The sequence below is a fragment of the Acidovorax sp. SUPP3334 genome (genome assembly GCF_030159055.1).
Taxonomy (GTDB): Bacteria; Pseudomonadota; Gammaproteobacteria; order Burkholderiales; family Burkholderiaceae_C; genus Paracidovorax.
Window position 1 is genome coordinate 57,287 of sequence record NZ_BQXQ01000001.1, and the last position, 22,220, is coordinate 79,506.

General features: G+C 67.1%; 14 protein-coding genes and 2 pseudogenes. 8 read left to right on the plus strand and 8 right to left on the minus strand.

The features are described 5' to 3' along the window. Positions 1–168 precede the first annotated feature (168 nt). Positions 169–2,250: a sodium-translocating pyrophosphatase gene (locus AVHM3334_RS00265; RefSeq protein ID WP_284408646.1), complete on the minus strand. Its 2,082-nt coding sequence runs from the start codon at positions 2,248–2,250 to the stop codon at positions 169–171. Between the two features lie 225 nt (positions 2,251–2,475). Here AVHM3334_RS00265 and ppa point away from each other — a divergent pair, with 225 nt between their 5' ends. The 4 genes and pseudogenes from ppa to AVHM3334_RS00285 all read left to right on the plus strand — a co-directional run bounded on the left by ppa (position 2,476) and on the right by AVHM3334_RS00285 (position 8,142). Then, complete coding sequence (gene ppa, locus AVHM3334_RS00270) at positions 2,476–3,003, plus strand: inorganic diphosphatase (RefSeq protein WP_092739433.1); 528 nt, start codon at positions 2,476–2,478, stop codon at positions 3,001–3,003. Positions 3,004–3,173: 170 nt separating this feature from the next. Beyond that, positions 3,174–4,055 carry a translesion DNA synthesis-associated protein ImuA gene (imuA, locus tag AVHM3334_RS00275; RefSeq protein WP_284408650.1) on the plus strand — a complete coding sequence of 294 codons (882 nt, stop codon included), beginning with the start codon at positions 3,174–3,176 and terminating at the stop codon, positions 4,053–4,055. Then, the gene (locus AVHM3334_RS00280) at positions 4,021–5,397 is read left to right on the plus strand and encodes a Y-family DNA polymerase (protein WP_284408652.1); all 1,377 of its coding nucleotides are present in this window, start codon (positions 4,021–4,023) and stop codon (positions 5,395–5,397) included. Before imuA ends, AVHM3334_RS00280 begins: the two co-directional genes overlap by 35 nt. After that, positions 5,394–8,142 (plus strand): annotated as a pseudogene (locus tag AVHM3334_RS00285) (helix-hairpin-helix domain-containing protein). The gene AVHM3334_RS00280 and the pseudogene AVHM3334_RS00285 overlap by 4 nt, the downstream one beginning before the upstream one ends. 102 nt (positions 8,143–8,244) lie before the next feature. Here the strand turns inward: AVHM3334_RS00285 and AVHM3334_RS00290 are convergent. After that, positions 8,245–10,539, minus strand: a complete 2,295-nt coding sequence (locus AVHM3334_RS00290; protein WP_284408653.1) for an AsmA family protein — start codon at positions 10,537–10,539, stop codon at positions 8,245–8,247. Between the two features lie 260 nt (positions 10,540–10,799). Here AVHM3334_RS00290 and AVHM3334_RS00295 point away from each other — a divergent pair, with 260 nt between their 5' ends. After that, complete coding sequence (locus AVHM3334_RS00295; protein WP_284408654.1) at positions 10,800–11,381, plus strand: hypothetical protein; 582 nt, start codon at positions 10,800–10,802, stop codon at positions 11,379–11,381. A 130-nt stretch (positions 11,382–11,511) separates the two neighbouring features. On the opposite strand, the gene AVHM3334_RS00300 is transcribed toward AVHM3334_RS00295, so the two are convergent. Beyond that, entirely contained in the window at positions 11,512–12,465 is a 954-nt protein-coding gene (locus tag AVHM3334_RS00300) for an IS5 family transposase (RefSeq protein WP_284408656.1), read from the minus strand. Positions 12,466–12,584: 119 nt separating this feature from the next. Between AVHM3334_RS00300 and AVHM3334_RS00305 the strand changes: the two genes are divergently transcribed. Beyond that, complete coding sequence (locus AVHM3334_RS00305) at positions 12,585–14,837, plus strand: RHS repeat domain-containing protein (RefSeq protein ID WP_284408659.1); 2,253 nt, start codon at positions 12,585–12,587, stop codon at positions 14,835–14,837. Here AVHM3334_RS00305 and AVHM3334_RS00310 read toward each other — a convergent pair. From AVHM3334_RS00310 to AVHM3334_RS00320, 3 genes are all read right to left on the minus strand, one after another. Continuing rightward, positions 14,809–15,378, minus strand: coding sequence for an RNA 2'-phosphotransferase (locus tag AVHM3334_RS00310; protein ID WP_284408661.1), 570 nt, complete (start codon positions 15,376–15,378; stop codon positions 14,809–14,811). The genes AVHM3334_RS00305 and AVHM3334_RS00310 overlap by 29 nt on opposite strands. A 38-nt stretch (positions 15,379–15,416) precedes the next feature. Then, complete coding sequence (locus tag AVHM3334_RS00315; RefSeq protein ID WP_284408663.1) at positions 15,417–16,724, minus strand: tryptophan--tRNA ligase; 1,308 nt, start codon at positions 16,722–16,724, stop codon at positions 15,417–15,419. Positions 16,725–16,810: 86 nt separating this feature from the next. After that, on the minus strand, positions 16,811–17,479 hold the full coding sequence (locus tag AVHM3334_RS00320) for a site-2 protease family protein (RefSeq protein WP_284408665.1): 669 nt from the start codon (positions 17,477–17,479) through the stop codon (positions 16,811–16,813). A 187-nt stretch (positions 17,480–17,666) separates the two neighbouring features. On the opposite strand from AVHM3334_RS00320, the gene AVHM3334_RS00325 reads away from it, so the two are divergent. Further along, positions 17,667–18,923, plus strand: coding sequence for a methyl-accepting chemotaxis protein (locus AVHM3334_RS00325; RefSeq protein WP_284408666.1), 1,257 nt, complete (start codon positions 17,667–17,669; stop codon positions 18,921–18,923). A 38-nt stretch (positions 18,924–18,961) separates the two neighbouring features. On the opposite strand, the gene AVHM3334_RS00330 is transcribed toward AVHM3334_RS00325, so the two are convergent. Together AVHM3334_RS00330 and AVHM3334_RS00335 are read right to left on the minus strand one after the other, a co-directional pair. Then, entirely contained in the window at positions 18,962–19,597 is a 636-nt protein-coding gene (locus AVHM3334_RS00330; protein WP_284408668.1) for an L-threonylcarbamoyladenylate synthase, read from the minus strand. 10 nt (positions 19,598–19,607) lie between these two features. Next, positions 19,608–20,471, minus strand: a complete 864-nt coding sequence (locus AVHM3334_RS00335) for a 3',5'-nucleoside bisphosphate phosphatase (RefSeq protein WP_284408669.1) — start codon at positions 20,469–20,471, stop codon at positions 19,608–19,610. Positions 20,472–20,652: 181 nt separating this feature from the next. Here AVHM3334_RS00335 and AVHM3334_RS00340 point away from each other — a divergent pair. Then, a pseudogene (locus AVHM3334_RS00340) lies at positions 20,653–22,162 on the plus strand (methyl-accepting chemotaxis protein). Positions 22,163–22,220 lie beyond the last annotated feature (58 nt).

Sequence of the window (22,220 nt, forward strand, 5' to 3'; positions counted from 1 at the left end):
CATTGTGGGCCAGGGTGCGTCCGTCTCGTTTCATGCCGTCAATGAAAGCACCGATGGCCGCACTGCGCAAGAGAGTGTCCTCTAAGTTACTGACTTATGAGTAAAGCAATGTCGTGATCTCCTCGCGGTTCGTCGATTGGCCTTGTCACCATTGCCCGAGCCGGGGGCTCACCCCCCATGAAACCGCACCACCAGCGGCACGATCAGCAGCGCCACGATGTTGATGATCTTGATGAGCGGGTTCACCGCCGGGCCGGCCGTGTCCTTGTAGGGGTCGCCCACGGTGTCGCCGGTGACGGCGGCCTTGTGCGCCTCGCTGCCCTTGCCGCCGTGGTGGCCGTCTTCGATGTATTTCTTGGCGTTGTCCCAGGCGCCGCCGCCGGTGCACATGCTGATGGCCACGAACAGGCCGGTCACGATGGTGCCCATCAGCAGCCCGCCCAGCGCCCGCGGCCCCAGCAGCAGGCCCACGGCGATGGGCACCACCACCGGCAGCAGGCTGGGGATCACCATCTCCTTGATGGCGGCGGTGGTCAGCATGTCCACCGCCTTGCCGTACTCGGGCTTGGCCGTGCCTTCCATGATGCCGGGGATGGTGTTGAACTGGCGGCGCACCTCGACCACCACCGCGCCTGCCGCGCGGCCCACGGCCTCCATCGCCATGGCCCCGAACAGGTAGGGGATGAGCCCGCCGATGAACAGGCCCACGATCACCATCGGGTCGGACAGGTCGAAGCGGATGACCTGGCCATAGGCCGAGAGCTTGTGGGTGTAGTCGGCGAACAGCACCAGCGCGGCCAGGCCGGCCGAGCCGATGGCGTAGCCCTTGGTGACGGCCTTGGTGGTGTTGCCCACGGCATCGAGCGGGTCGGTGATCTCGCGCACGCTGGCGGGCATTTCGGCCATCTCGGCGATGCCGCCCGCGTTGTCGGTGATGGGACCGTAGGCATCCAGCGCCACGACGATGCCCGCCATGCTGAGCATGGCCGTGGCCGCCACCGCCACGCCGTACAGGCCCGCGAGCGCATACGACACCAGGATGGCCAGGCACACGCACAGCACCGGCCAGGCGGTCGAGCGCATCGACACGCCCAGCCCCGCGATGATGTTGGTGCCGTGCCCCGTGGTGGAGGCCTGCGCGATGTGGCGCACCGGCGAATACTGCGTGCCGGTATAGAACTCGGTGATCCACACCAGCGCGGCCGTGAGCACCAGGCCCGTCGCGCAGGCGCCGAAGAGCCGCATCTGGCTGCCGCTGGCGGCGATGGCGTTGTCCGGCACCAGCCAGGCGGTGACGAACCAGAACGCGATGAGCGAGATCACGCCCGCGATCGCCAGGCCCTTGTACAGCGCGGGCATGACGTTCTTCATGCCGGGCGAGGCTTTCACGAAAAAGCAGCCCACGATGGACGCGATGATCGACACCGCCCCCAGCGCCAGCGGGTAGGTCACCGCGGCCACGGGCGCGGCGGTGACCATGAGCGCGCCCAGCACCATGGCGGCGATCAGCGTCACGGCGTAGGTCTCGAACAGATCGGCGGCCATGCCGGCGCAGTCGCCCACGTTGTCGCCCACGTTGTCGGCGATCACGGCGGGGTTGCGCGGGTCGTCCTCGGGAATGCCGGCCTCCACCTTGCCCACCAGGTCGGCCCCCACGTCCGCGCCCTTGGTGAAGATGCCGCCGCCCAGCCGCGCGAAGATCGAGATCAGCGACGAGCCGAAGGCAAAGCCGATCAGCGGGTTGAGCAGCGCCGCCAGATCGGCCGTGGACGTGAACTGCCCGCGCCCCACCAGCAGCCAGCAAAAGCCGGTCACCCCCAAAAGCCCCAGGCCCACCACCAGCATGCCGGTGATGGCCCCGCCGCGAAACGCCACGTCCAGCGCCGGGCCCATGCCCTGCGTGGCTGCCTGGGCGGTGCGCACGTTGGCGCGCACCGACACGTTCATGCCGATGAAGCCGCAGGCGCCCGACAGCACGGCGCCGGCCACGAAGCCGCCGGCCGTCATGGCATCGAGGAACAGGCCGATGAGCACGGCCAGCACCACGCCGACGATGGCGATGGTGCGGTACTGGCGCGCCAGGTAGGCGGCCGCGCCGGCCTGGATGGCACCGGCGATCTCTTGCATGCGGGGGTTGCCCGGGTCTTTGGACAGGATCCAGTGGCGGGCCCAGAGGCCGTAGGCCACTGCGATCAATCCGCAGATCAGGGCCAGGATCAGGGGAGGGTTCAACGCTGCCGGGTTCGCCATGCTCTTTCTCCTCGGGTGTCGATTGCACGGAAAGGAAACACAACGCATCGGTGGTGCTTCCGCTGCGTTGCTTCCTCGTGCCCCGGAGCCTGCGTGCCTTCATGCAGACAGGAGACGATTGGCCAACGGAGGCAATTTACTGCCAAGGGCCCGGGCGGGCAAGCACCGCCGGACGTGCGCCTAAAATCGCGCCACTCCCATCACCTCCTCAACCTTCAGAGATCCATGTCCCTCAACAACGTCACACCCGGCAAGAACACCCCTGAAACCTTCAATGTGGTCATCGAGATCCCCATGGACTCGGACCCCATCAAGTACGAAGTGGACAAGGAATCGGGCGCCATCTTCGTGGACCGGTTCATGACCACGGCCATGTACTACCCCTCCAACTACGGCTACGTGCCGCAAACGCTGAGCGGCGACGGTGACCCGGTGGACGTGCTCGTGATCACCCCTTACCCCCTGTTGCCCGGCGTGGTCGTGCCCTGCCGCGCGCTCGGCATCCTGAAGATGGAAGACGAAGCGGGCGTCGATGGCAAGGTGCTGGCCGTGCCCACCACCAAGGTCCTCAAGATGTACGAAAACTGGAAGACGGTGGACGACGTGAACCCGATGCGCCTGAAGGCCATCAGCCACTTCTTCGAGCACTACAAGGACCTGGAAGAAGGCAAGTGGGTCAAGGTGCTGGGCTGGGAAGGCATCGATGCCGCCCACCAGGAAATCATCGAAGGCCTGGCCAACTACAAGAAGTAGATCCAAATCCGCAAGCGGTGAACCGAGAGGCGCCGCCTCTCCCAAAGCCTGCCGGCCTTCGTGCCCGCAGGCTTTTTTCATGGAGCGGTATCCATGGATGGGCATGATCCGAATGGTTTTGAATACTGTATATTTAAACAGTCATTCGATTCCAGCCTCCGAGCCCACCCATGCCGCACCTCGCCCTTTCAACGCCTTCGTCCGGTGCCGCCGCCCGGCGGGAGGGGGCTGCCCGGCTGGAACTGCCCGGGGTGTGGCAGGGCGATGCGCTGACGGCCCAGAGCGGCCGCGTGCAGTCCTCGGGCCACGCGCTGCTGGATGCCGCGCTGCCCGGCGGCGGGTGGCCGCTGGGATCGATGACCGAAGTGATGCAGCCCGCGCAGGGCGGTGCCGAATGGCCGCTGGTGCTGCCGGCGCTGGCCCAGGCCGCGGCGCAGCGGGGCGGGCGGGTGGTGCTGGTGGCGCCACCGGGCGAGCCCTTCGCGCCCGCGCTGCAGGCCGCGGGCCTGCCGGCGGACCGGCTGTGCCGCGTGCGCCCCTTGCCCTCGCCACACGACAAGTCGGCCGCATGGGCCAGCGAACAGGCCCTGCGCTGCCGCGATGTGCTGGCCGTGCTGGCCTGGCTGCCCCTGGCGCCGCCCGAGGCGCTGCGCCGGCTGCAACTGGCCGCGGCCCAGCAGGCCGCGCTGCTGTGGGTGTTTCGCCCCCAGAACCATCGCCAGCAAGCCTCGCCCGCGCCGCTGCGGCTGTGGGTGGTGCAGGGCAGGGCGCCCGGCACGCTGCAAGTGCATGTGACCAAGCGGCGCGGCCCGCCGTTGATGCACCCGGTGCCGGTCTGCGCGCATGGGCCTGCGCTGTTCGCCGTGCTCGCGGCCGTGCGGGCGTTGAAGGCGCGCCGCTTTCCGTCGGATGCCTTGCCGCCAGCGGTATCGGCGCCCCCAGCGCAGCGTGCACTGGAGCCGGTGCAGCCGGTGCAGAGCCTGCCGCAGGCTGTCGTGGCCTTTCAGGAGCCGGTCCATGCATTGGATCGCCGTGCCATCGTCGCTGGATGAGCTGCCGCCCGGCGCCCCGGCCGCTTCGGCGGGCTGGTGGGCGCTGCGCTTCACGCCGCGGGCGGCATTGGTCGACGAGGCATTGCTGCTGGAGGTCTCCAGCACCGAGCGGCTGTGGGGTGGCCGCGCCCGGCTGCTGGCGCTGCTGGAGCAGCATCGGCCGGTGTTCGGCGAAGACGCCGGGCCGGACGATCTGCCGACACCCGCCGGCCCGCAGCCACTGGCCCAGGGCGCCACGGCCTTCGAAGCGCTGGCCTTGCTCCGGCTGGCCCAGTCTCAGGCCCGGGCTCGCCCCCCGCGGCGGGTGCCGCACGACCTGCCCCTGCGCCCGCATGCCGCCAGCCTGGAGCGCATGGGCTGCCGCACGCTGGGCGCGCTGCGGGGTTTGCCGCGCGCTGGCGTGGCGCGCCGGTTCGGGGCCGGCGTGCTGCAGGCGCTGGATCAGGCCTGGGGCGATGTGCCGCATCCCTTGCCCTGGATCGAACTGCCCGAAAGTTTCTCGCTGTCGGCCGAGTTGCCTGCGCCGGCCACGTCGGCCAATACCTTGCTGTGGTCCGCCAACCGGCTGCTGGGGGTTCTGCACGGCTGGCTGCAGGCGCGCCAGCAGGGCGTGCTGTCGCTGGAACTGGCCTGGCGGCACGACCTGCGCCGCATCGACGGCGTGGACCTGCCACCTCAACAGACCCTGGCCGTGCGCACGGCCGAGCCCACGCAGGACCTGGTCCATCTTCGCCGCCTGCTGGCCGAACACCTGGGCCGCCAGCGCCTGGCCGCACCGGTGAACCACATCACCCTGAGCAGCACCGAAACCGTGCCCTATGCCCAGGCCAGCGCCAGCCTGCTGCCGCCCAGCCCCGACGATGCGCGCCAGGACCAGGGCGAGCCCTGGCACCAGTGGGTGGAACGGGTCTCGGCCCGGCTGGGGGCGCAGCAGGTGCAGGTGGCCGTGCTGCAGGCCGACCACCGGCCGGAATGCATGCTGCGCTGGGAGCCGGCTGCGGGCGGCGGCCCCGGCCACGCGCGGCCCGGGGCTGTGAACGGGGATGTGAAAGGGGCTGGTGCTGTGGCGGCGGACGCCGCGCTGTGGCCAGGCTGGCTGGTGCGCCCGCCCCAGCGCCTGGCCCTGCAGGGCAGCCGCCCGGCGTGGCACGGCCCGTTGACGCTGCTGGCCGGCCCCCACCGCTTCGACGGCGGCTGGTGGGACGCATCGCAGCATCTGGAGCGGCGCGACTACTTCGTGGCCCACAACGACACCGTGGGCACGGTCTGGATCTTTCGGCAATGGGCCGGCCCGCGCGAGGCGGGCCGGCACGACTGGTTCCTGCACGGGGTCTTCGGATGAGCAGCGCCCACCCCGCCCACGCCTTGCCGGACTATGCCGAGCTGCATTGCCTGACCAACTTCAGCTTTCAGCGCGGCGCGTCGCACCCCGCCGAACTGGTGCAGCGCGCGGCTGAACTGGGCTACACGGCGCTGGCGATCACCGACGAATGCTCGGTGGCCGGCGTGGTGCGGGCGCACACCGAGGCCAAGAAATGCGGCCTGTCCCTCATCGTGGGCAGCGAGTTCGCCTGGGGCGACCTGCGCCTCGTGGCGCTGGCGCGCGATGCCGAAGGCTGGGGCAACCTGTGCGAGTTCATCACCGCGGCGCGGCAGGCTGCGCCCAAGGGCGAATACCGCCTGCACGCCGGCACCGACTTCGCGCTGCTGCGTGGCTGCGAGGTGCTGCTGGCGCCGCGCCGCGATCAGCTCGTTGCTACTGATTTGATAGCTGTCAAGGCATGTTTTTCTAGGGCGCAAAGGCTATTCAGTGCTTTGGGCATTGCCCCCTGGCTGGCGGTGGAGCAGTCCCTGGCCCCCGATGACGGCCTGTGGCTGACCACGCTGGAGCAGGTGGGCGATGCGCTGGGCCTGCCGCTCGTCGCCGCGGGCGATGTGCACATGCACGTGCGTGGCCGCAAGCGCCTGCAGGACGTGGTCACGGCCGTGCGGCTGGGGCGGCCCGTGGCGGACTGCGGCTTTGCGCTGCAGCCCAACGCCGAGCGCCACCTGCGCGCCCGCATGCGCCTGGCCGCCATCTACCCGCCCGTGCTGCTGGCGGCCACGCTCACCGTCGCGTCGCGCTGCAAGTTCAGCCTGGACGAGATCCGCTACCGCTATCCGAAAGAAACCGTGCCGGACGGCATGACCCCGGGCGAAGCCCTGGCCTGGTACACCGAGCAGGGCGCCCAAGGCCGCTACCCGACGGGCGTGCCTGAGGCCGTGTGCAGGCAGATCGCCACAGAACTCGAACCCATCGCGCATTGCCGGTACGAGATGTACTTTCTCACCGTGCACGACATCGTTCGCTACGCCCGCAGCCAGGGCATCCTGTGCCAGGGCCATGGCTCCGCCGCCAATTCGGCGGTGTGCTTCTGCCTGGGCATCACGGCGGTCGATCCCGGCAAGACGAAGCTGCTGTTCGAGCGCTTCATCAGCAAGGAGCGCGACGAGCCGCCCGACATCGACGTGGACTTCGAGTACGACCGGCGCGAAGACGTCATCCAGTACATCTACACCAAGTACGGCCGCGAGCGGGCGGCGATCACGGCGGTGGTCATCAGCTATCGCACGCGCAGCGCGCTGCGCGACGTGGGCAAGGCGCTGGGCGTGGCGCCCGCCCTCATCGACGCCTTCGCCAAGGACCACCACTGGTTCGACGAGACGATCGCCACCGACCGATTGCAGGAACTGGCGGACGCCGTGGGCGTGCCGCTGGCGCCGCACATCGCCGAGCTGTGGCTCAAGCTGGCGCGCGATCTGAAGGGTTTTCCGCGCCACCTGAGCCAGCACGTGGGCGGCTTCGTGCTGACCGAAGGCAAGCTCACCCGGCTGGTGCCCGTGGAGCCCGCCAGCATGGACGGCCGCTCGATCATCCAGTGGGACAAGGACGACCTGGAATGGCCGATGGGCTGCGCCGCTCCATGGCGCCATGGAAGCGCACGGGCGGCGTGCACCGCTTCAAAGAGCCGTTCATGCAGGGCATGGCAGACAACGGCTACAGCGAGGATTTCGCCGTGCGCATCTTCAAGCAGATCGAGGGCTTCGGCGAATACGGCTTTCCCGAAAGCCATGCCTACAGCTTCGCCATGCTGGTTCAAACGCCACGAACCCGCGTGCTTTCTGGCGGCGCTGCTCAACGCTCAGCCCATGGGGTTCTACACGCCCTCGCAACTGGTGCAGGACGCCGTGCGCCACGGCATCCGCGTGCTGCCCATCGACGTGGTGCACAGCGACTGGGAATCGACCCTGGAAGGCGAACCCCAGCCCGTGCGCGGTGTGGCCGGCCCGCAGCCCGCAGCCCGCCGTGCGCCTGGGGCTGCGGCTGGTGGCGGGGCTGGCAGGGGCCGCCGCCGGGCGGCTGGTCAAGGCGCGCGCCGCCCAGGCATTCGAAAGCACCGAAGACCTGGCCTTGCGCGCCCGGCTGGACCGGCCCGCGCTGCAGGCCCTGGCGGCGGCCGATGCGCTGCGCTCTTTGTCCGGCCACCGGCGCCAGCAGGCCTGGGACGCCGCCGCGCAATGGCGCGCGCCGGCGCTGCTGCAAGACGCTGCGGTGAACGAGGTTCCGCTGGCCCTGGCCGAAGCGCCCGAGGGCGAAGAGATTTTGTTCGACTACGCCGCCACCGGCCTCACGCTGCGCCGCCATCCGCTCGCCCTGCTGCGCGGCCGGCTGGATCGCTGGTGGCTGCTCACCGCCCTGGCGCTGCGCGACATGCCCAGCGGGCGGTGCGTGCGTGCCTGCGGCATCGTCACCGTCCGGCAGCGGCCGGGGTCGGCCAAGGGCACGATGTTCATCACGCTGGAAGACGAGACCGGGCCCGTCAACGTCATCGTCTGGCCATCGCTGGTGGAAACCTGGCGCAATGCCCTGCTGCGATCGCGCCTGCTGGCGGTGGAGGGCCTGTGGCAGTCCAGCCCGAGCCCGCCGGGAACGCCGCCGGGACAGAGCGGCGCGGTGCGCCATCTGGTCGCCCAGCGCTGCAAGGACATGACCCCGCTGCTCGGCCGCCTGGCGCAGGCGCTGGACGGCAGCCGGGATTTCCATTGAGGCGCGGGCGTAGCCCCGGGCGATTCGAGGTAAAAAGTGGCTCCAGCGCAGGGGAATCAAGGGGTGGAAGCTATTGAATCAATAGCAAGCACCGCCTGAAGATCAACGTGCGGGGGCTGGCGCCGGTGTGTGTGACGACGCCGGGGGCTTGGGTGCGGCGCCGGCAGCGCCGCCCTGCACCTTGTCTCCTGCGCGGGCCAGCAGCACGGCGCAGTTCTCGTCGTCGTCTGCGGCCGGCACCGTGATGGGCGCCAGGGCCAGCGCCACCGGTGCGACCACCGCTGCGGCCACGGCAGCGCCTGCCCGCAGCAGCAGAGGGCCCGCTTCCAGGCCGACCTTCGGTTCGGCGAAGGGCCCGCGCACATACAGCGGCGTGCGCAGCGAGAAAAACTTCCACTGCAGCGATTCGGGCTTGATGCGCAGGTCAAGGTGCTCGCGCCCCAGGTCGGCCGTGCCGGTGGCTTCCACCGTGGCCTCGTTGGTGCTCAGCTTCACGGAGCGCGTCTGCGCGATGCCGTCCTTCACCGAAAAGTCGGCCACGGCGCAGCGCAGCTGCACTTCCTTGTCGTCGCCGAAGAGCTTGGAGACGACCACGCTGCCCACGTTGAGCGCCGCCAGGTCCAGCATCTGCTTGCTGAAGCGGCCATCGCGGATGTACAGCCGCGCCTCGCCGCTGGCACCGCCCAGCATGCTGGCCACCGACTGGCCGCTGCCGTTCAGGGCCACCGCGCCATCGAGCCGGCCGAAGCTCTTTTCCATCAGCTCGACCTTGGGAAACAGGCCCGACAGCCGCAGCCCTTCGATATTGCCGCGCAACTGCGCCTTCAGCGGTTTAGCCCGGCTGTCCAGCACCACCGTGGAATCGATCTTGCCCTGCGCCACGCCGAACTGCAGGGGCGAGAGCGTCAGCATGGCGTTGTCCAGCACCGCGTGGAGGCGCAGGTTCTCGATCGGCAGGCTTTCGTCGCGAATGATCTGCTGGCCGCTGAAGGTCAGGTCCAGGTCCATCGCATTCCAGCGGTCGGTGGCGAAGGCCACATCCGGCAGCACCTTGCCCGGCCGTTTCGACGTGCCTTTCTCGGCCTTGCCTTCGCCCGTGGGGGCGCCCAGCACCGGGCCCAGATCGGCCAGGCGCAGCTTTCTGGAAGTCATCGTGCCTTTCAGGCGGGGCCGTGGCTTGGCGGAGCCATAGGTCAGGCTGCCGTGCAGATCGCTTTCGCCCACCGTACCGTCGAAATCGCGGTATTCCCACACCGCGTTCTCGGGCGCCAGGCTGCCCACCAGCCGGCCGCGCGTGCGAAACGGCGGCGTGTTCGGCAGCACGAGGCCCGTCAGGTCGTACAGGTCGGCCATGCTGTCGGCTTTGAGCATCACCTTCAGGTCCATGCCCGACAGCGCGGCCGGGTTGGACAGGATGCCCTCCACCTCGGCTTCCACGGTGCCGGCGCGGGCCTTGAACCGCAGGGGGTAATCGACGACCTTCTCGCGCAGGTCCATCACGTGTCCCGCTTCGCCGCGGCCCTGGATGCGAGCCTTGGCGTAACGCCCGCGCACCTCGAACTTCACGCCGTACGGACTGGCTTTCTGCCCGGCGGGCGTGTCGATGGTCGCGAGCTGGGCGGTGAAGGCCAGGTCTTTCACGGCGTCGGCATAGGCCAGTTGGCCGTCGCGCACCACGATCCGGCCCACGCTCACGCTCCATGGGTTGGGCTTTGCGGGCTCGCCGTCCTTGGCGGGGCGGTCGAAGGTCCAGTTGTTGCTGCCGTCGGCCTTGCGTGCCAGCGCCACGTCGGGCACGGTCAGCTGCAGCGTGTCGATGGACACGTGGCGAGACAGAAGCGGCAGAAGGTGCAGCGATGCACTCACGCTTCCCAGCGTCGCCATGGGGTAGCCGGCCGCCGGGACCGTGCTTTCGCCGCTTTCGGGCGCGGGCGTCGCCACGGGGGCCGATGCGCCGGATGCCGGTGCCTGCGCGGCACGGGCCTGCACGGTCGCCGTCGAGGCATCGTCCGTCTGCACGTCCAGCGCGCCGAATCGGCCGAAGTCCGAGCGGTTGTCCATCACCAGCCGATCCGCCTGCACCGTGACCCCGGGCACCCAGCGGCGCCAGCCCGTCTCGGCCGGCTGCGGCCAGTGCCAATGGGCCGTCAGATCGCCCTCGATGGCAAACCGCCGGCCCGTGGCCTCGCTGACCTGCTGGTTGATCCAGGGCTTGGCCCGGTTCCAGTCGAACCAGGCCATGAATGCCATGACGAGCAGCAGGATGATGACCAAGCCCGCCACCGCGGCCAGGGGGGCTCTGGAACGCCGCCGTGCGGGCGCTGAAGCCGCAGGCACAGGCGGTGCGCTCGGCAGCGGGGCAGGGGAAGAAGGCGGGTTCTCTGGGGGCATGGTCATGGGTATTTTCTTCGGGCCATGCTAGCCCGTGCATGGGGGTTCACCCGCCTGCAAAGCCGCTTTGCCGCCGTTGTCCTACAGAGGCGCCAGCGCTGTTGCAAGGGGCGGAACGGGGTGTGGCAAAGGCGGCCTGATGGGCTCGGCCGCAGAGGCCATGCGCGGTTGACCCGACCGTTTTCGGGCCGGCGCGCGTCGCTTCGGGGGGCGGGCCCCACGTGCTTGAACCCGCGCGGAAAGATGCCCGGATCAGGAGGTCATTCATGGATTATTTGAAAAAGCTGGGCCGCTCGCCGGCCCAAAACGCTGCTGGCCGAGCAGCGTCATCGTCCGAAAAGTCCGAGCCGCAAGGTCGCGCTGCGGGCCGATCCAGTTCCGTGCGCATTCCGGATGCGCTGAGTTCGCTGCTGGCGCGCCGCAGCAATCGGCGCAGCCAGTCCATGGACCTGGAAAGCGGCGAGTCCCGCCAGGAACTGGTCAAGCTGGAGGCCATGCAGTACGAACGAATACCGTTCGAGGTGATGCTGAAAGAGATCGACATCGCGTTGCTGCCCGCCCCGCCAGAGGACACCCGTTCCCACGCCGAAATCAAGGCGCAACGGCGCGAGCGCTACGACATCCAGAAGCGCCAGCGAGGCCTGTCGCAGCAGTTGGAGCAAACGATGGAGCAGAGGCTGCAAGAAAGGCTTCAGTACGCTGCGTCGCTGAAACTGGTCTCGGCATCGGCGCCGGACTTCTCCAACCGGCTCCCGCCCGTCCACGAACACCCCAGCGGGTCCGATGCCTCTTCGGTTGAGCCCTCGCAAAATGCCTCGCCCGCAAAATCCGCTGCGGAAGGGCCATAGAAAAAGGGGCTGAAAAGCCCCTTTTGCAGCGCCACGGAGCGCGTTCGCGTCCGTGGATCAGGTATCGATTGGAGCGGCTTTGTTGCACAAACTCCATTCAGGCCGAGATAACCCCAAACCCCGGACGCAGCTACGCCACAGCGGGCACCGACACAGGCACCGTTGTCGGGCACCCAAGCTGCGTGAAGCGGTTGAGCAAAGCCACCCGCACATGCAACTCCACCACCTGGCGCTCAAACGTTCTGGCCATCACCCGCTCGCCCAGCCTTTTGAAGCAGTGCATCTTGGTCTCCACCAGGCTTCGGCGGTGGTAGCCGCTGCATTGCTTCCAAATCCCGCGCCCCAGCCTTTTGCACGCCCGTAGCGCTTCGTTGCGCACTGCCGCCCCTTGCCTGGTTTCCTTCCAAGGCTTGCCGTTCTTGCGCGGGGGTATTACCGCCTGCGCGCCTCTTTGCGCTATCGCCGCATGGCAGTCTTTGGTGTCATAGGCACCGTCGGTACTCACACTGGCTATCGGTTCATCCGGCGGTATCTGCGCCAGCAGTCCGGGCAGCATGGGCGCCTCGCCCACGCTGTTGTCTGTGACTTCAATGGCCCGTATCTCCAGCGTGCTGGCATCAATGCCCAAGTGCACCTTGCGCCACTGCCGTCGGTATTCAGCCCCGTGTTTCTTGCACTTCCATTCCCCTTCGCCCAGGAATTTGATGCCCGTGCTGTCCACCAGCAAATCCAGCGCTGTGCTGCTGCGCCGGTAAGGCAGTTGCACTTGCAGTGTTCTCTGGCGGCGGCTTAAGGTGCTGAAGTCGGGAACCCGCCAATTGAGCTTGGCCAACTCCAGCAGGCTTTGAATCAGCCCCAGGCTCTGGCGCAGTGCCAAGCCAAACAGGCACTTGATGCTCAGGCAAAACTGAATGGCTGCGTCAGTGAACGTGTGATGGCGACCCCGCTTGCCACTGGTGGATGCATACCACTGCATGTCTTTGTCCAGCCAGATCGTGAGCGATCCACGCGCTTTGAGTGCTGCGTTGTACTCAGTCCAATTGGTGGTCTTGTAGCGGGTCTTTGGCTGCCGGGGTTCACTCATGCGTCCAAGCTACCAGCGCAAAGGGGCGGTTTGTGCAACAAAGCCCCTGGGTTATCAAATCGCCCTCATGCCCTAGGAGATCATGCCTTAATTGCTATTAAAATAATAGCAATTAAGGCATGATCGCGCGGGACGCGGCGGCGGGATCACCCCCCACGCTGGTCAAGGAAGGCATCCTGGGCTACGTGCAGACGTCTCCCACGGGCTCCAACCAGCGGCTGTACCAATACATCTACGGCGGCGACATCGTGTTCCGGCTCACGGCCAACCCGGCGGATGTGGGCAGCTACCTGCCCATCTACGCGGACCCCCAGAACGATCCGAACTTTCACTTCAACCCGGGCACGTGGTACCAGAACGCATACCAGAACGACGGCTACATCTCCAGCGTGCCGGTGGATGGGACCACGCCGCTGTACTCGGTCTACAACGGCAACGCGGTGGGTGGGCGCAGCCTGGAAGACTTCCTCACCACGTCCAACGAATACGAGATCACCTCCACCTTCATGCTGCGTACCGTGACGGCGGCCACGCAGACCGTGGGCGGTGTGGGCATGGGGCGAGCGGTCATCGACGGAGTCGACCATGCCGTGCTGCAATGGCCGCAGCAGGAGGCGGGCGTGCGGGTCAAAGTCTCGGCCTCGCCGGGAATTCCCGGTGGCACGCCAGCACCGTACCTGTTTCGCCAGGGCGACGGGCGCTCGCAGTTCGCCGGTAGCGCAGCGCTGCAGGGCTTCGTGCTGGACGGGCTGAACGCGGGGACCGCTTACACCATCCGCATCGAGATCGAACACCCCGCGACCGGTAGCCAGAAGGCTTATATCGCCCGCACGGACGTGGTGGTCACCGTGCCCAACACGGGAGTGAACGGCCAGGTGACGATGTCGGACACCACCCCGGCCTACGTGCCGCAACTGCGCGCGCAGACGGCGGCGCAGGGCAACCTGTCCGGCCTTCCGGTGACGGCGCGGGAGTATGACCGGTGGGGCAACGTGGTGGCGATCGACGAGACGCAATGGACGGGCGTGGGCAAGCTGGTGCGCACGACCACGCTGCGCTATGACGCCAACAACCAGGTGGTGGAGCAGAGCCGGCTGCACGAGGACATGAACTTCGCGCAATCGTGGGCGAGCACGAAGATCTACTACGACGCGCTGGGCCGGCAGGTGGGCCTGCGCGATGCCAACGGCAACCTGAACGCGCAGGTGCGGGACCTGGCGGGCAACGTGGTGCAGGAGCGGCACGCGGACGGCGGGCGGATCGACAGCGCGTACAACGCCTTCGGGGACAAGGTGACCTCGGCCGAGCGGGTGACGGACAGCCGCACGGTGGTGACGAACTACGCCTACGACAAGCTCTCGCGGCTCACGCAGACCTCGCTGGCGCAGGGCATCACGCGCTACGAAGTCGGCGGCGCCGATGGCACGCAGATCAACCCGGGCATCACGCAGACCGTGCTGGAGACCAACCAGTACGACGAAGCGGGGCGCAAGGTGCGGGTGGTCAACGGCAATAACGAAGCCACGCGCTACCGCTACGACCGTGCGGGCAACGTGGTGCTGAGCGGGCAGGAGACGGTCAAGGTCACGGACCTCACCAGGAAACCGGGCATCGACGCCCCGGCAGCACCGCTGGCCTACCAGATGCGCTACCGCTACGACGCGGTGGGCCACAAGGTGGGCCAGACGGACGCGGCCGGCATGAGCCAGGCGTGGACCTACGACGCCTTCGGGCGCCTGATCGGGCGCACGGACGGCAAGACCGGCGGCGCCGCGGTGGACTTCCAGTACAGCTACAACCGGGCGGGCCGCCTCACGCACGAAGGCAATGGTGCGGGCAAGAGCCTGGACTACCGCTACGACGGCGCGGGGCAACTGATCGAGATCCGGGACAACTACCTGGGCCAGACCACCAGCTACGCCTACGACCTGGCGGGCAACCGGGTGGCCGAGAAGATGGCACAAAAGACGCTGCTGTCCTCCGGGGTGCTGGACAACGTCGTGTACCAGGACAACCACCTGGTGTACGACGCGCAGAACCGGCTGCGTGCGGTGTTCGACGGGCGTGCGGACGTGCGCATCACGTACGACCTGGCGGGCAACCGCTCTCAGGTCAAGACGCACGTGATCAACACCATCCGCAAAGACCCGAACACGCAGCCGGGGAACGTGGGCCGTCAAGAGCAGCAGGTGATCCACACCAGCACCACGGAGTACGGCTACGACGCCATGAACCGGCAGGCCAGGAGTTCCGATATATCCACAGTCACTGGAATGACGGAGGTGGCGTCACACGAGTGGGATGGCGCTCCAGGAATAAGAGCGCGTGGTTATGCGTTGAGGATCAGCGTTCGCCGTGGCTTGCCGGGGTAAAGGAAATGAACTCGGCCGGCACATTCGCCGTGAGCCAGACGCCATTCTCGGCTTGGTAGAACCGCTGTCCTTTGCCGTGCATGGTGGCCGCCTCGATGGATAGCACCACAGGCTGCCCGTATCGCTGGCCCACACCGATCGCCGTCTGCACATCCTCTGAAAGATGCACGTGGTGCCGCGAACCCGGCAGCAGTCCTTGCTGGCGGATCGACTCCAGAAACCGGGTTGCAGTGCCGTGGTACAGAACAGCTGGCGGCGCCTTTTCCTGCATGCTGATCGAGACGGTTGGCGTGGAGTGCCCTTGTACGGCGCGGATGCCGGAGCCATCCTCCGAGATCGCAAACCGTTTTTTATCGCTGGAAATGACAACCTGCTCGATCAATGCGCGGTCCAGCACTCGACCGTGCGATGCTGCCGCCGCGATCAGCGCGTCGATGGAGGCCCAGCCCTCGCGATCCAGCGCCAGCCCGATGGCCTCGGGCTCATGCCGCAGAACGTAACTGAGAAACTTGCTGGTTTCCGTGAGTGATTTGGTGTCCATGACAAACGCCTTGGCTGTTTCTCTCGCCTCGCGGTCAATTACTCTGCCGCAGCAGCAGTCAAGGCCTGCAACGCGTCGTTTACTTCACGGTCCTCGACCCCTTCCTGTGGCAGCAGGCAAGCCTTCAACGCCTGCAGCGCCCCTGCTTCCTTTTGCAGCCGCCCAATCGCCTGGCCCGCATCGCGGGGAGCATCGAATCCGATGCTTTGCAGCAGCACCCGGCCATCCGCAGCCACGAGCTTGAAATAAAACTTGCCGTCCGCCTCGCGGTATTGCTTGAACGACGGCAGCGCTGCCTTGGCGGGTTTCGTTGGCGCAGGCGCTGCCGCAGAACCTGCCGTACGCAAGCTGCGCAGGCCTACCGCAGTGCGCAATTCGCGGGTGAAGGGCGTGGCGATGGCCCGTGCGCGGTCGGCACCGGCCAGCAGGATGTCTTCGATCTGCGATGGGTCGGCCATGAGCGCTTCGTAGCGTGCACGCATGGGGGCGATGACCTGGTCCACGCGTTCGAACAGCACTTGTTTGGCGTCGCCCCAGGCGATGCCTTCGGCATATTGCTGGCGCAGCGCAGCCGTTTCGGCTTCGGTGGCGAAGGCCTGGTAGATCTGGAACAGGGCCGAGCCCTCGGTGTCCTTGGGCTCTCCGGGCGCGCGGGAGTCGGTCAGGATGCCGCCGATGAGCTTGCGCAATTGCTCGCGTGACGAAAACAGCGGAATGGTGTTGTCGTAGCTCTTGCTCATCTTGCGGCCATCGAGGCCGGGCAGGGTGGCCACGTGTTCGTCGATGGCGGCTTCCGGCAGCACGAAGTGTTCGCCGTACAAGTGGTTGAAGCTGGCCGCCATGTCGCGCGCCATTTCGATGTGCTGTACCTGATCGCGCCCCACGGGCACCTTGTGGGCCTTGAACATCAGGATGTCGGCGCCCATGAGCACGGGGTACATGAAGAGGCCGGCGGTCACGCCGTCATCGGCGTCGCGGCCGGCTGCGGTGTTCTTGTCCTGCGAAGCTTTGTACGCATGGGCACGGTTGAGCACGCCTTTGCCGGTCACGCAGCTCAGCAGCCAATTGAGTTCTGGGATTTCCGGAATGTCGGACTGCCGGTAGAAGGTCACGTGCTCGGGGTTCAGCCCCGCAGCGAGCCAGCTGGCTGCGATTTCGAGGGTGGACCGCTGGATGCGTACGGGGTCTTCGCACTTGATGAGTGCGTGGTAGTCGGCCAGAAAATAAAAACTCTGTACGCCGGGCCGAAGGCTGGCGGCCACGGAGGGGCGGATGGACCCGACGAAGTTGCCCAGGTGCGGCGTGCCCGTGGTGGTGATGCCGGTGAGAAAGCGCGTGGTGGTCATGAAAGCAAAATCCGCAGAAAACAAAAATGGGATGAACGCAGGCTTTTGGGCCAGCCGTGGCGACTGCGACGCTGCCGGGGGGGCGGTCAGCGCACCAGCGCCATCAACGGCGTGAGCAACAGGTTGATGGCGGAGTAGCCCAGCGACATGAGCGGGCGCAGCCAGATTGCGCCCACCACGCCGGCGACGACCAGCGCCAGCACGATGAAGAAACCGTAGGGCTCGATGCGCGACACCATTTGCGCCTGCTTCCAGGGCAGTAAACCGACGAGGATGCGTCCGCCGTCGAGCGGCGGCAGCGGAAAGAGGTTGAAGGCCCACATGACGAGGTTCACCAGCATGCCGGCGCGCGCCATCTCCATGAAGAAGCGCTCCTCAACGCCGAAGCCGACCAGCGCGATGAGAAGGACAGCCCAGAGGATGGCCTGCAAGAAGTTGGTGGCAGGCCCTGCCAGCGCGACCCAGATCATGTCGCGCTTGGGATTGCGCAGGTTGCCGAAGTTCACCGGAACCGGCTTGGCATAGCCGAAGAGAAAGGCCCCTGAGGTCGCAAAGTACAACAGCAGCGGCATCAGGATGGTGCCGACCGGGTCGATGTGCTTGAGCGGGTTGAGCGTGATGCGGCCCATCATGAACGCGGTCTGGTCGCCGAAGTGGCGCGCGGCGTAGCCGTGAGCGGCTTCGTGCACCGTGATGGCGAAAAGCACCGGCAGTGCGTAGATGAGTACGGTTTGGATGAGGTTGGAGAAGTCCACGGCGCGATTGTCTCAGACGCTGGCCCGATGCTCTTTCAAGGGCATAAGCGCAACTACGGAGGGCGCGCTGCACGATCGTTGATAGCATGGTGCGGCATGTTGCAAAACGTAGCCTGTGCCGACCGCCAGGCATCGGTGGCTGCCTGCGATAACCAAATACAACAGGCCGAGTAGGAGACATTCGATCATGGGCTTGGACACACTGAGGATTGGTACGCGGCTGGTGTTGGCGTTCGGCGCCCTGGCCGCGCTGATGGCCTTGCTGGTGTTGGTGGGCTTGTCCGATATCGGCCGCGCACAGGATTCGCACCGTGCGGCGTTGCAATTGGCCGGTGGGTTGCCCGATGCACAGCGGCAGTCTTTGGTGCAGGCCATTCAGGGCGCCCAGGCACAGCTCGACGATGTGCGCATGTGGCTTTTGGCATTGGGTGGGGCGGTGTTCGCCGTGGCCATCGCCGCATTTTTGATGCTGCGCCAGGGCATCGTGAGTCCGCTTGCCCAGGCCATCGTCATTGCCGAAACCGTGGCCGCCGGGGACTTGAGCAAGGAGTTCAGTTCCGATCTGCAAGGCGATTTCGGGCGGTTGCTGGGCGCACTTGGCACGATGGAAGACACGTTGACCGAACTGGTGTCGCGCATCAAGCAGTCCACCGATGCGATCACCCTGTGCGCCGGTGATATCGATACGGGCAATTCCGATTTATCGCGCCGTACGCAAGAGCAGGTGTCGTCCCTCACCGAAACGGCCGCAAGCATGGAGCAGCTCACTTCCACCGTGCGCCAGAACGCCGACCGGGCGCGTTCTGCCAGCGGGCTGGCGGTGGCGGCCTCCGCCACGGCAGAGCGCGGTGGGGCGGTGGTGGGCGAGGTGGTACAGACCATGCAGGCCATCAGCGGCAGTTCGCACAAGATCGTGGACATCATCCAGGTGATCGAGGGCATCGCCTTTCAGACCAACATCCTGGCACTGAACGCTGCGGTCGAGGCCGCCAGGGCCGGCGAGCAAGGCCGTGGCTTTGCGGTGGTGGCCTCCGAAGTGCGGAGCCTGGCCCAGCGCAGCGCCGTGGCGGCGCGCGAGATCAAGACGCTGATTCAGGAGTCGGTGCAACAGGTGCAAAACGGCACCGGGCTGGTGGGGCAGGCGGGCAAGACGATGCAGGAGATCGTGCACGACGTGGGCCAGGTCACCGCTTTGCTCGGAGAGATTTCGCACGCTTTGCATGAGCAAAGCGACGGCATTGCCCATGTGAACCAGGCCGTGGCGCACATGGACGGCGCCACGCAGCAGAACGCGGCCATGGTGGAGGCGGCCGCGCGCGCGGCGTCGGCGTTGTCGGAACGTGCGAACGACCTGCAGCGCGCGGTGGGCGCCTTCAAGTTGGACGATGACGATGCGCCATCTGGTGCACTCGTCGGCACGTCGGTGCGGCGCCTGAACGCCTGACACCTGACACCTGAACTCGGCAGCAGCTCGCTTCTCCGTCAAAGCCCCAGTGCGTCCAGGCTCCCGCGGCCTTCGCGCACCACGCGGGGCTCGCCGCCGTTGTACATGTCGGTCAGGTCCACCACGGTGGTGGGCTCCAGCGGGCAGGCGCCTGCATCGACGACGGCATCGATCTGGTGCTCGTAGCGCTCGCGGATCTCGCGCGGGTCGTTCAACGGCAGGGTCTCGCCCGGCGCGATGAAAGTCGTGGCAAGGAGCGGCGCGCCATGCAGCTCCAGCAGCAATTGCAGGCCTTTTCGGTCCGGCACGCGCAAGCCGATGGTCTTGCGCTGCGGATGGCTCACGCGGCGCGGCACTTCCTTGGTGGCATCCAGGATGAAGGTATAGGGGCCAGGCGTGGCCAGCTTGAGCAGGCGGTACTGGCGGTTGTCCACGCGGGCGTAGTTGGCCAGCTCGGAGAGGTCCCGGCACAGCAGGGTGAGGTGGTGTTTGTCGTCCACCTGGCGGATGCGGCGCAGGCGGTCCACAGCGGTCTTGTCGTCGAGCTGGCACACGAGCGCATAGCTGGAATCGGTCGGCACCGCCAACACGGCGCCTTGCTTGAGCAGCGCAGCGCCTTGCTTGAGCAGCCTGGGCTGCGGATTGTCGGGATGGACTTCGAAATACTGGGCCACTGGCTGGTCCTCAGGCGGCGGTATGGATGCGGTCCGCCAGCAATTCCCAGATGGGCGTCAAGGCGCCTGGCAGCGCGGGCAGGGCGCCCAGATCGGTGTGCGACTCGTCCGGGCTGTGAAAGTCGCTGCCCCGGGATGCCGCGAGCTTGAATTCGGTGGCCATGCCGGCGTACACGCCATATTCGGCCACCGAATGGCTGCCGGTCACCACTTCCACACCGCGGCCGCCGTGCTGGATGAATTCGGTGAACAGCGCGTACTCCGCATTCGCGCTGAACCTGTAGCGTGCCGGATGGGCGATGACGGCCATGCCGCCGGCCTCGCTGATCCAGCGGACCGCATCGCCAAGCGCGGCCCAGCGGTGCGGCACATAGCCGGGCTTGCCTTCGGTGAGGTATTTGCGGAACACCTCGGAGGTATCGCGGCACGCGCCGGTTTCGACCAGAAAGCGCGCAAAGTGCGTGCGGGAGATCAACTCGGGGTTGCCCACGTAACGCAGCGCGCCTTCGTAGGCGCCGCGAATGCCGACCTGCGCCAATTGGCGGGACATCTCCATCGCGCGTTCGCCGCGCCCGCCGCGGGTGGCTGCCAGGCCATGGTTGAGCTGCGCGTCGTCCGGATCAAACCCCAGGCCGACGATGTGCACGGTGGTGTCGGCAAAGGTGACCGAGATCTCCACCCCCGTGAGGTAAGGTAAGCCGTGCGAGGCGGCTGCGGCCATGGCGCGGTGTTGTCCACCGATTTCGTCGTGGTCGGTCAAGGCCCAGAGCTCCACTCCGTTGGCATGCGCGCGGGCCGCGAGCTCTTCCGGCGTGAGCGTGCCATCGGAAACCACGGAGTGGCAGTGCAGGTCGGCGTTGAGAAGTATGGACACGTGGCGATTCTAGGACTGGTAGGCCGTACCTGTGTCGCAATATGGAGATAGCTACGGAAAACCCCACTGCGCCATACCCCGGGGATGGGAAAAATGTAAAAAAGAGTGCGCGCACGGGAAAGGCGGCGCTTTAGACCCCATTGCCGTGCGCTCATGCGCTTCATTTCCTCCTTCGCATCCCCTGAATTTCCAGAACCTCTCCGTCAGCCGCAAGCTGTGGCTCATCATCCCCGGCCTCATGGGCAGCATGCTCGTGCTGGTCTATGCCCTGGTCAACTACACGGCCCGCGTCGATGCAGAAACCACTGCCAACGTGCAGGCCAACGAAGACCGCATCTCGCTGGCATTGCGCTGGAAAGGCATGACCCAGCTGGCCCGAGGGGCGGCGCCAGCGGGAACGGGCACATTGGGTCGGCGCCGGCATCGCTGCGCTGGTGGTGCTGCTGGGTGTGTTTCTCGCACGCCTTACGGTGCGATCCATCACGTTGCCGCTGGACCGCGCGTTGGGTTTGGCCGACGCCATCGCCGAGGGCGATCTGACCGTGGAGGTGCTTGACGAACGCAGGGATGAGCTGGGCCACCTGCTGCGCTCGCTGTCCGCCATGGCAGCGCGCTTGCGCGGCGTGGTGGCCGAGGTGCGCTCGGGGGTGGAATCGGTTTCGTCGGCCCCCAGCGAAATCGCCACGGGCAACCAGGACCTCTCGGCCCGCACCGAGCAGACGGCCGCCAACCTCGAAGAAACCGCAGCCAGCATGGAAGAGCTGACCGCCACCGTCACCCAGTCGGCCGAGACCGCACGGCAGGCCAACCAGTTGGCATCCACGGCCGCGCAGGCCGCCGGCCGGGGCGGCGAAGTGGTGGGCCAGGTGGTCACGAGCATGCAGCAGATCACCGACAGCTCGCGCAAGATCGGGGACATCATCGGCGTCATCGACAGCATTGCCTTTCAGACCAACATCCTGGCGCTGAACGCGGCCGTCGAGGCCGCACGGGCCGGTGAGCAGGGCCGGGGCTTCGCCGTGGTGGCCAGCGAAGTGCGCAGCCTGGCGCAGCGCTCGGCCGAGGCCGCCAAGGAAATCAAGCTGCTCATCGATACCTCGGTGCAGAACGTCGAATCGGGCTCGCAGCAAGTGGCGCAGGCCGGCCAGAGCATGGAAGAAATCGTGGGCAGCGTGCGCCGCGTGTCCGACCTGATCGGCGAGATCACCGCCCCATCCACCGAGCAGCGCGATGGCATCGCGCAGGTGAACCAGGCCGTGAGCAACCTGGACCAGATGACGCAGCAAAACGCGGCCCTGGTCGAGCAGTCGAGTGCCGCAGCGAGCGCCATGCGCGATCAGGCGCAGCGCCTGTCGCAGGTGGTGTCGGTGTTCAACGTCGGGACGGTGGCCGTGGCAAGGGCCCCGATGGCGTCACCGGTGCGGGCCACCGCGCCGCGTCCAGCGCCTGCCGCGGCGCTGAACCGCTCTGCCGCAGCGCCGGCAACCGCCCGAAAGACTGCTGCTCCAGCAGCGCTCGCATCGTCGGCCCTCCGCACGAGCGCTGCGGCCTCCGCCCGACAAGCCGCGGCGGCTGCGTCCAAGGCGCCTGCCGCACCCGCAAGCGCGCCCCGTATCGCCAGCACTGCGGCCCCTCGTGCGGCTGCGGCGCGGCCGGCATCGGGCTCGGAAGACGATTGGGAAACGTTCTGAAGATCCGGACAGCGGGGCCACGTGCAAAGCCTGCCGCAAGCCCCTGCGGCCGGCGCCC

Coding starts and splice junctions, on each gene's coding strand:
- AVHM3334_RS00265 (WP_284408646.1), bottom strand. CDS start 2,250: ATGGCGAACCCGGCAGCGTTGAACCCTCCCCTGATCCTGGCCCTGATC.
- ppa (WP_092739433.1), top strand. CDS start 2,476: ATGTCCCTCAACAACGTCACACCCGGCAAGAACACCCCTGAAACCTTC.
- imuA (WP_284408650.1), top strand. CDS start 3,174: ATGCCGCACCTCGCCCTTTCAACGCCTTCGTCCGGTGCCGCCGCCCGG.
- AVHM3334_RS00280 (WP_284408652.1), top strand. CDS start 4,021: ATGCATTGGATCGCCGTGCCATCGTCGCTGGATGAGCTGCCGCCCGGC.
- AVHM3334_RS00290 (WP_284408653.1), bottom strand. CDS start 10,539: ATGACCATGCCCCCAGAGAACCCGCCTTCTTCCCCTGCCCCGCTGCCG.
- AVHM3334_RS00295 (WP_284408654.1), top strand. CDS start 10,800: ATGGATTATTTGAAAAAGCTGGGCCGCTCGCCGGCCCAAAACGCTGCT.
- AVHM3334_RS00300 (WP_284408656.1), bottom strand. CDS start 12,465: ATGAGTGAACCCCGGCAGCCAAAGACCCGCTACAAGACCACCAATTGG.
- AVHM3334_RS00305 (WP_284408659.1), top strand. CDS start 12,585: ATGATCGCGCGGGACGCGGCGGCGGGATCACCCCCCACGCTGGTCAAG.
- AVHM3334_RS00310 (WP_284408661.1), bottom strand. CDS start 15,378: ATGGACACCAAATCACTCACGGAAACCAGCAAGTTTCTCAGTTACGTT.
- AVHM3334_RS00315 (WP_284408663.1), bottom strand. CDS start 16,724: ATGACCACCACGCGCTTTCTCACCGGCATCACCACCACGGGCACGCCG.
- AVHM3334_RS00325 (WP_284408666.1), top strand. CDS start 17,667: ATGGGCTTGGACACACTGAGGATTGGTACGCGGCTGGTGTTGGCGTTC.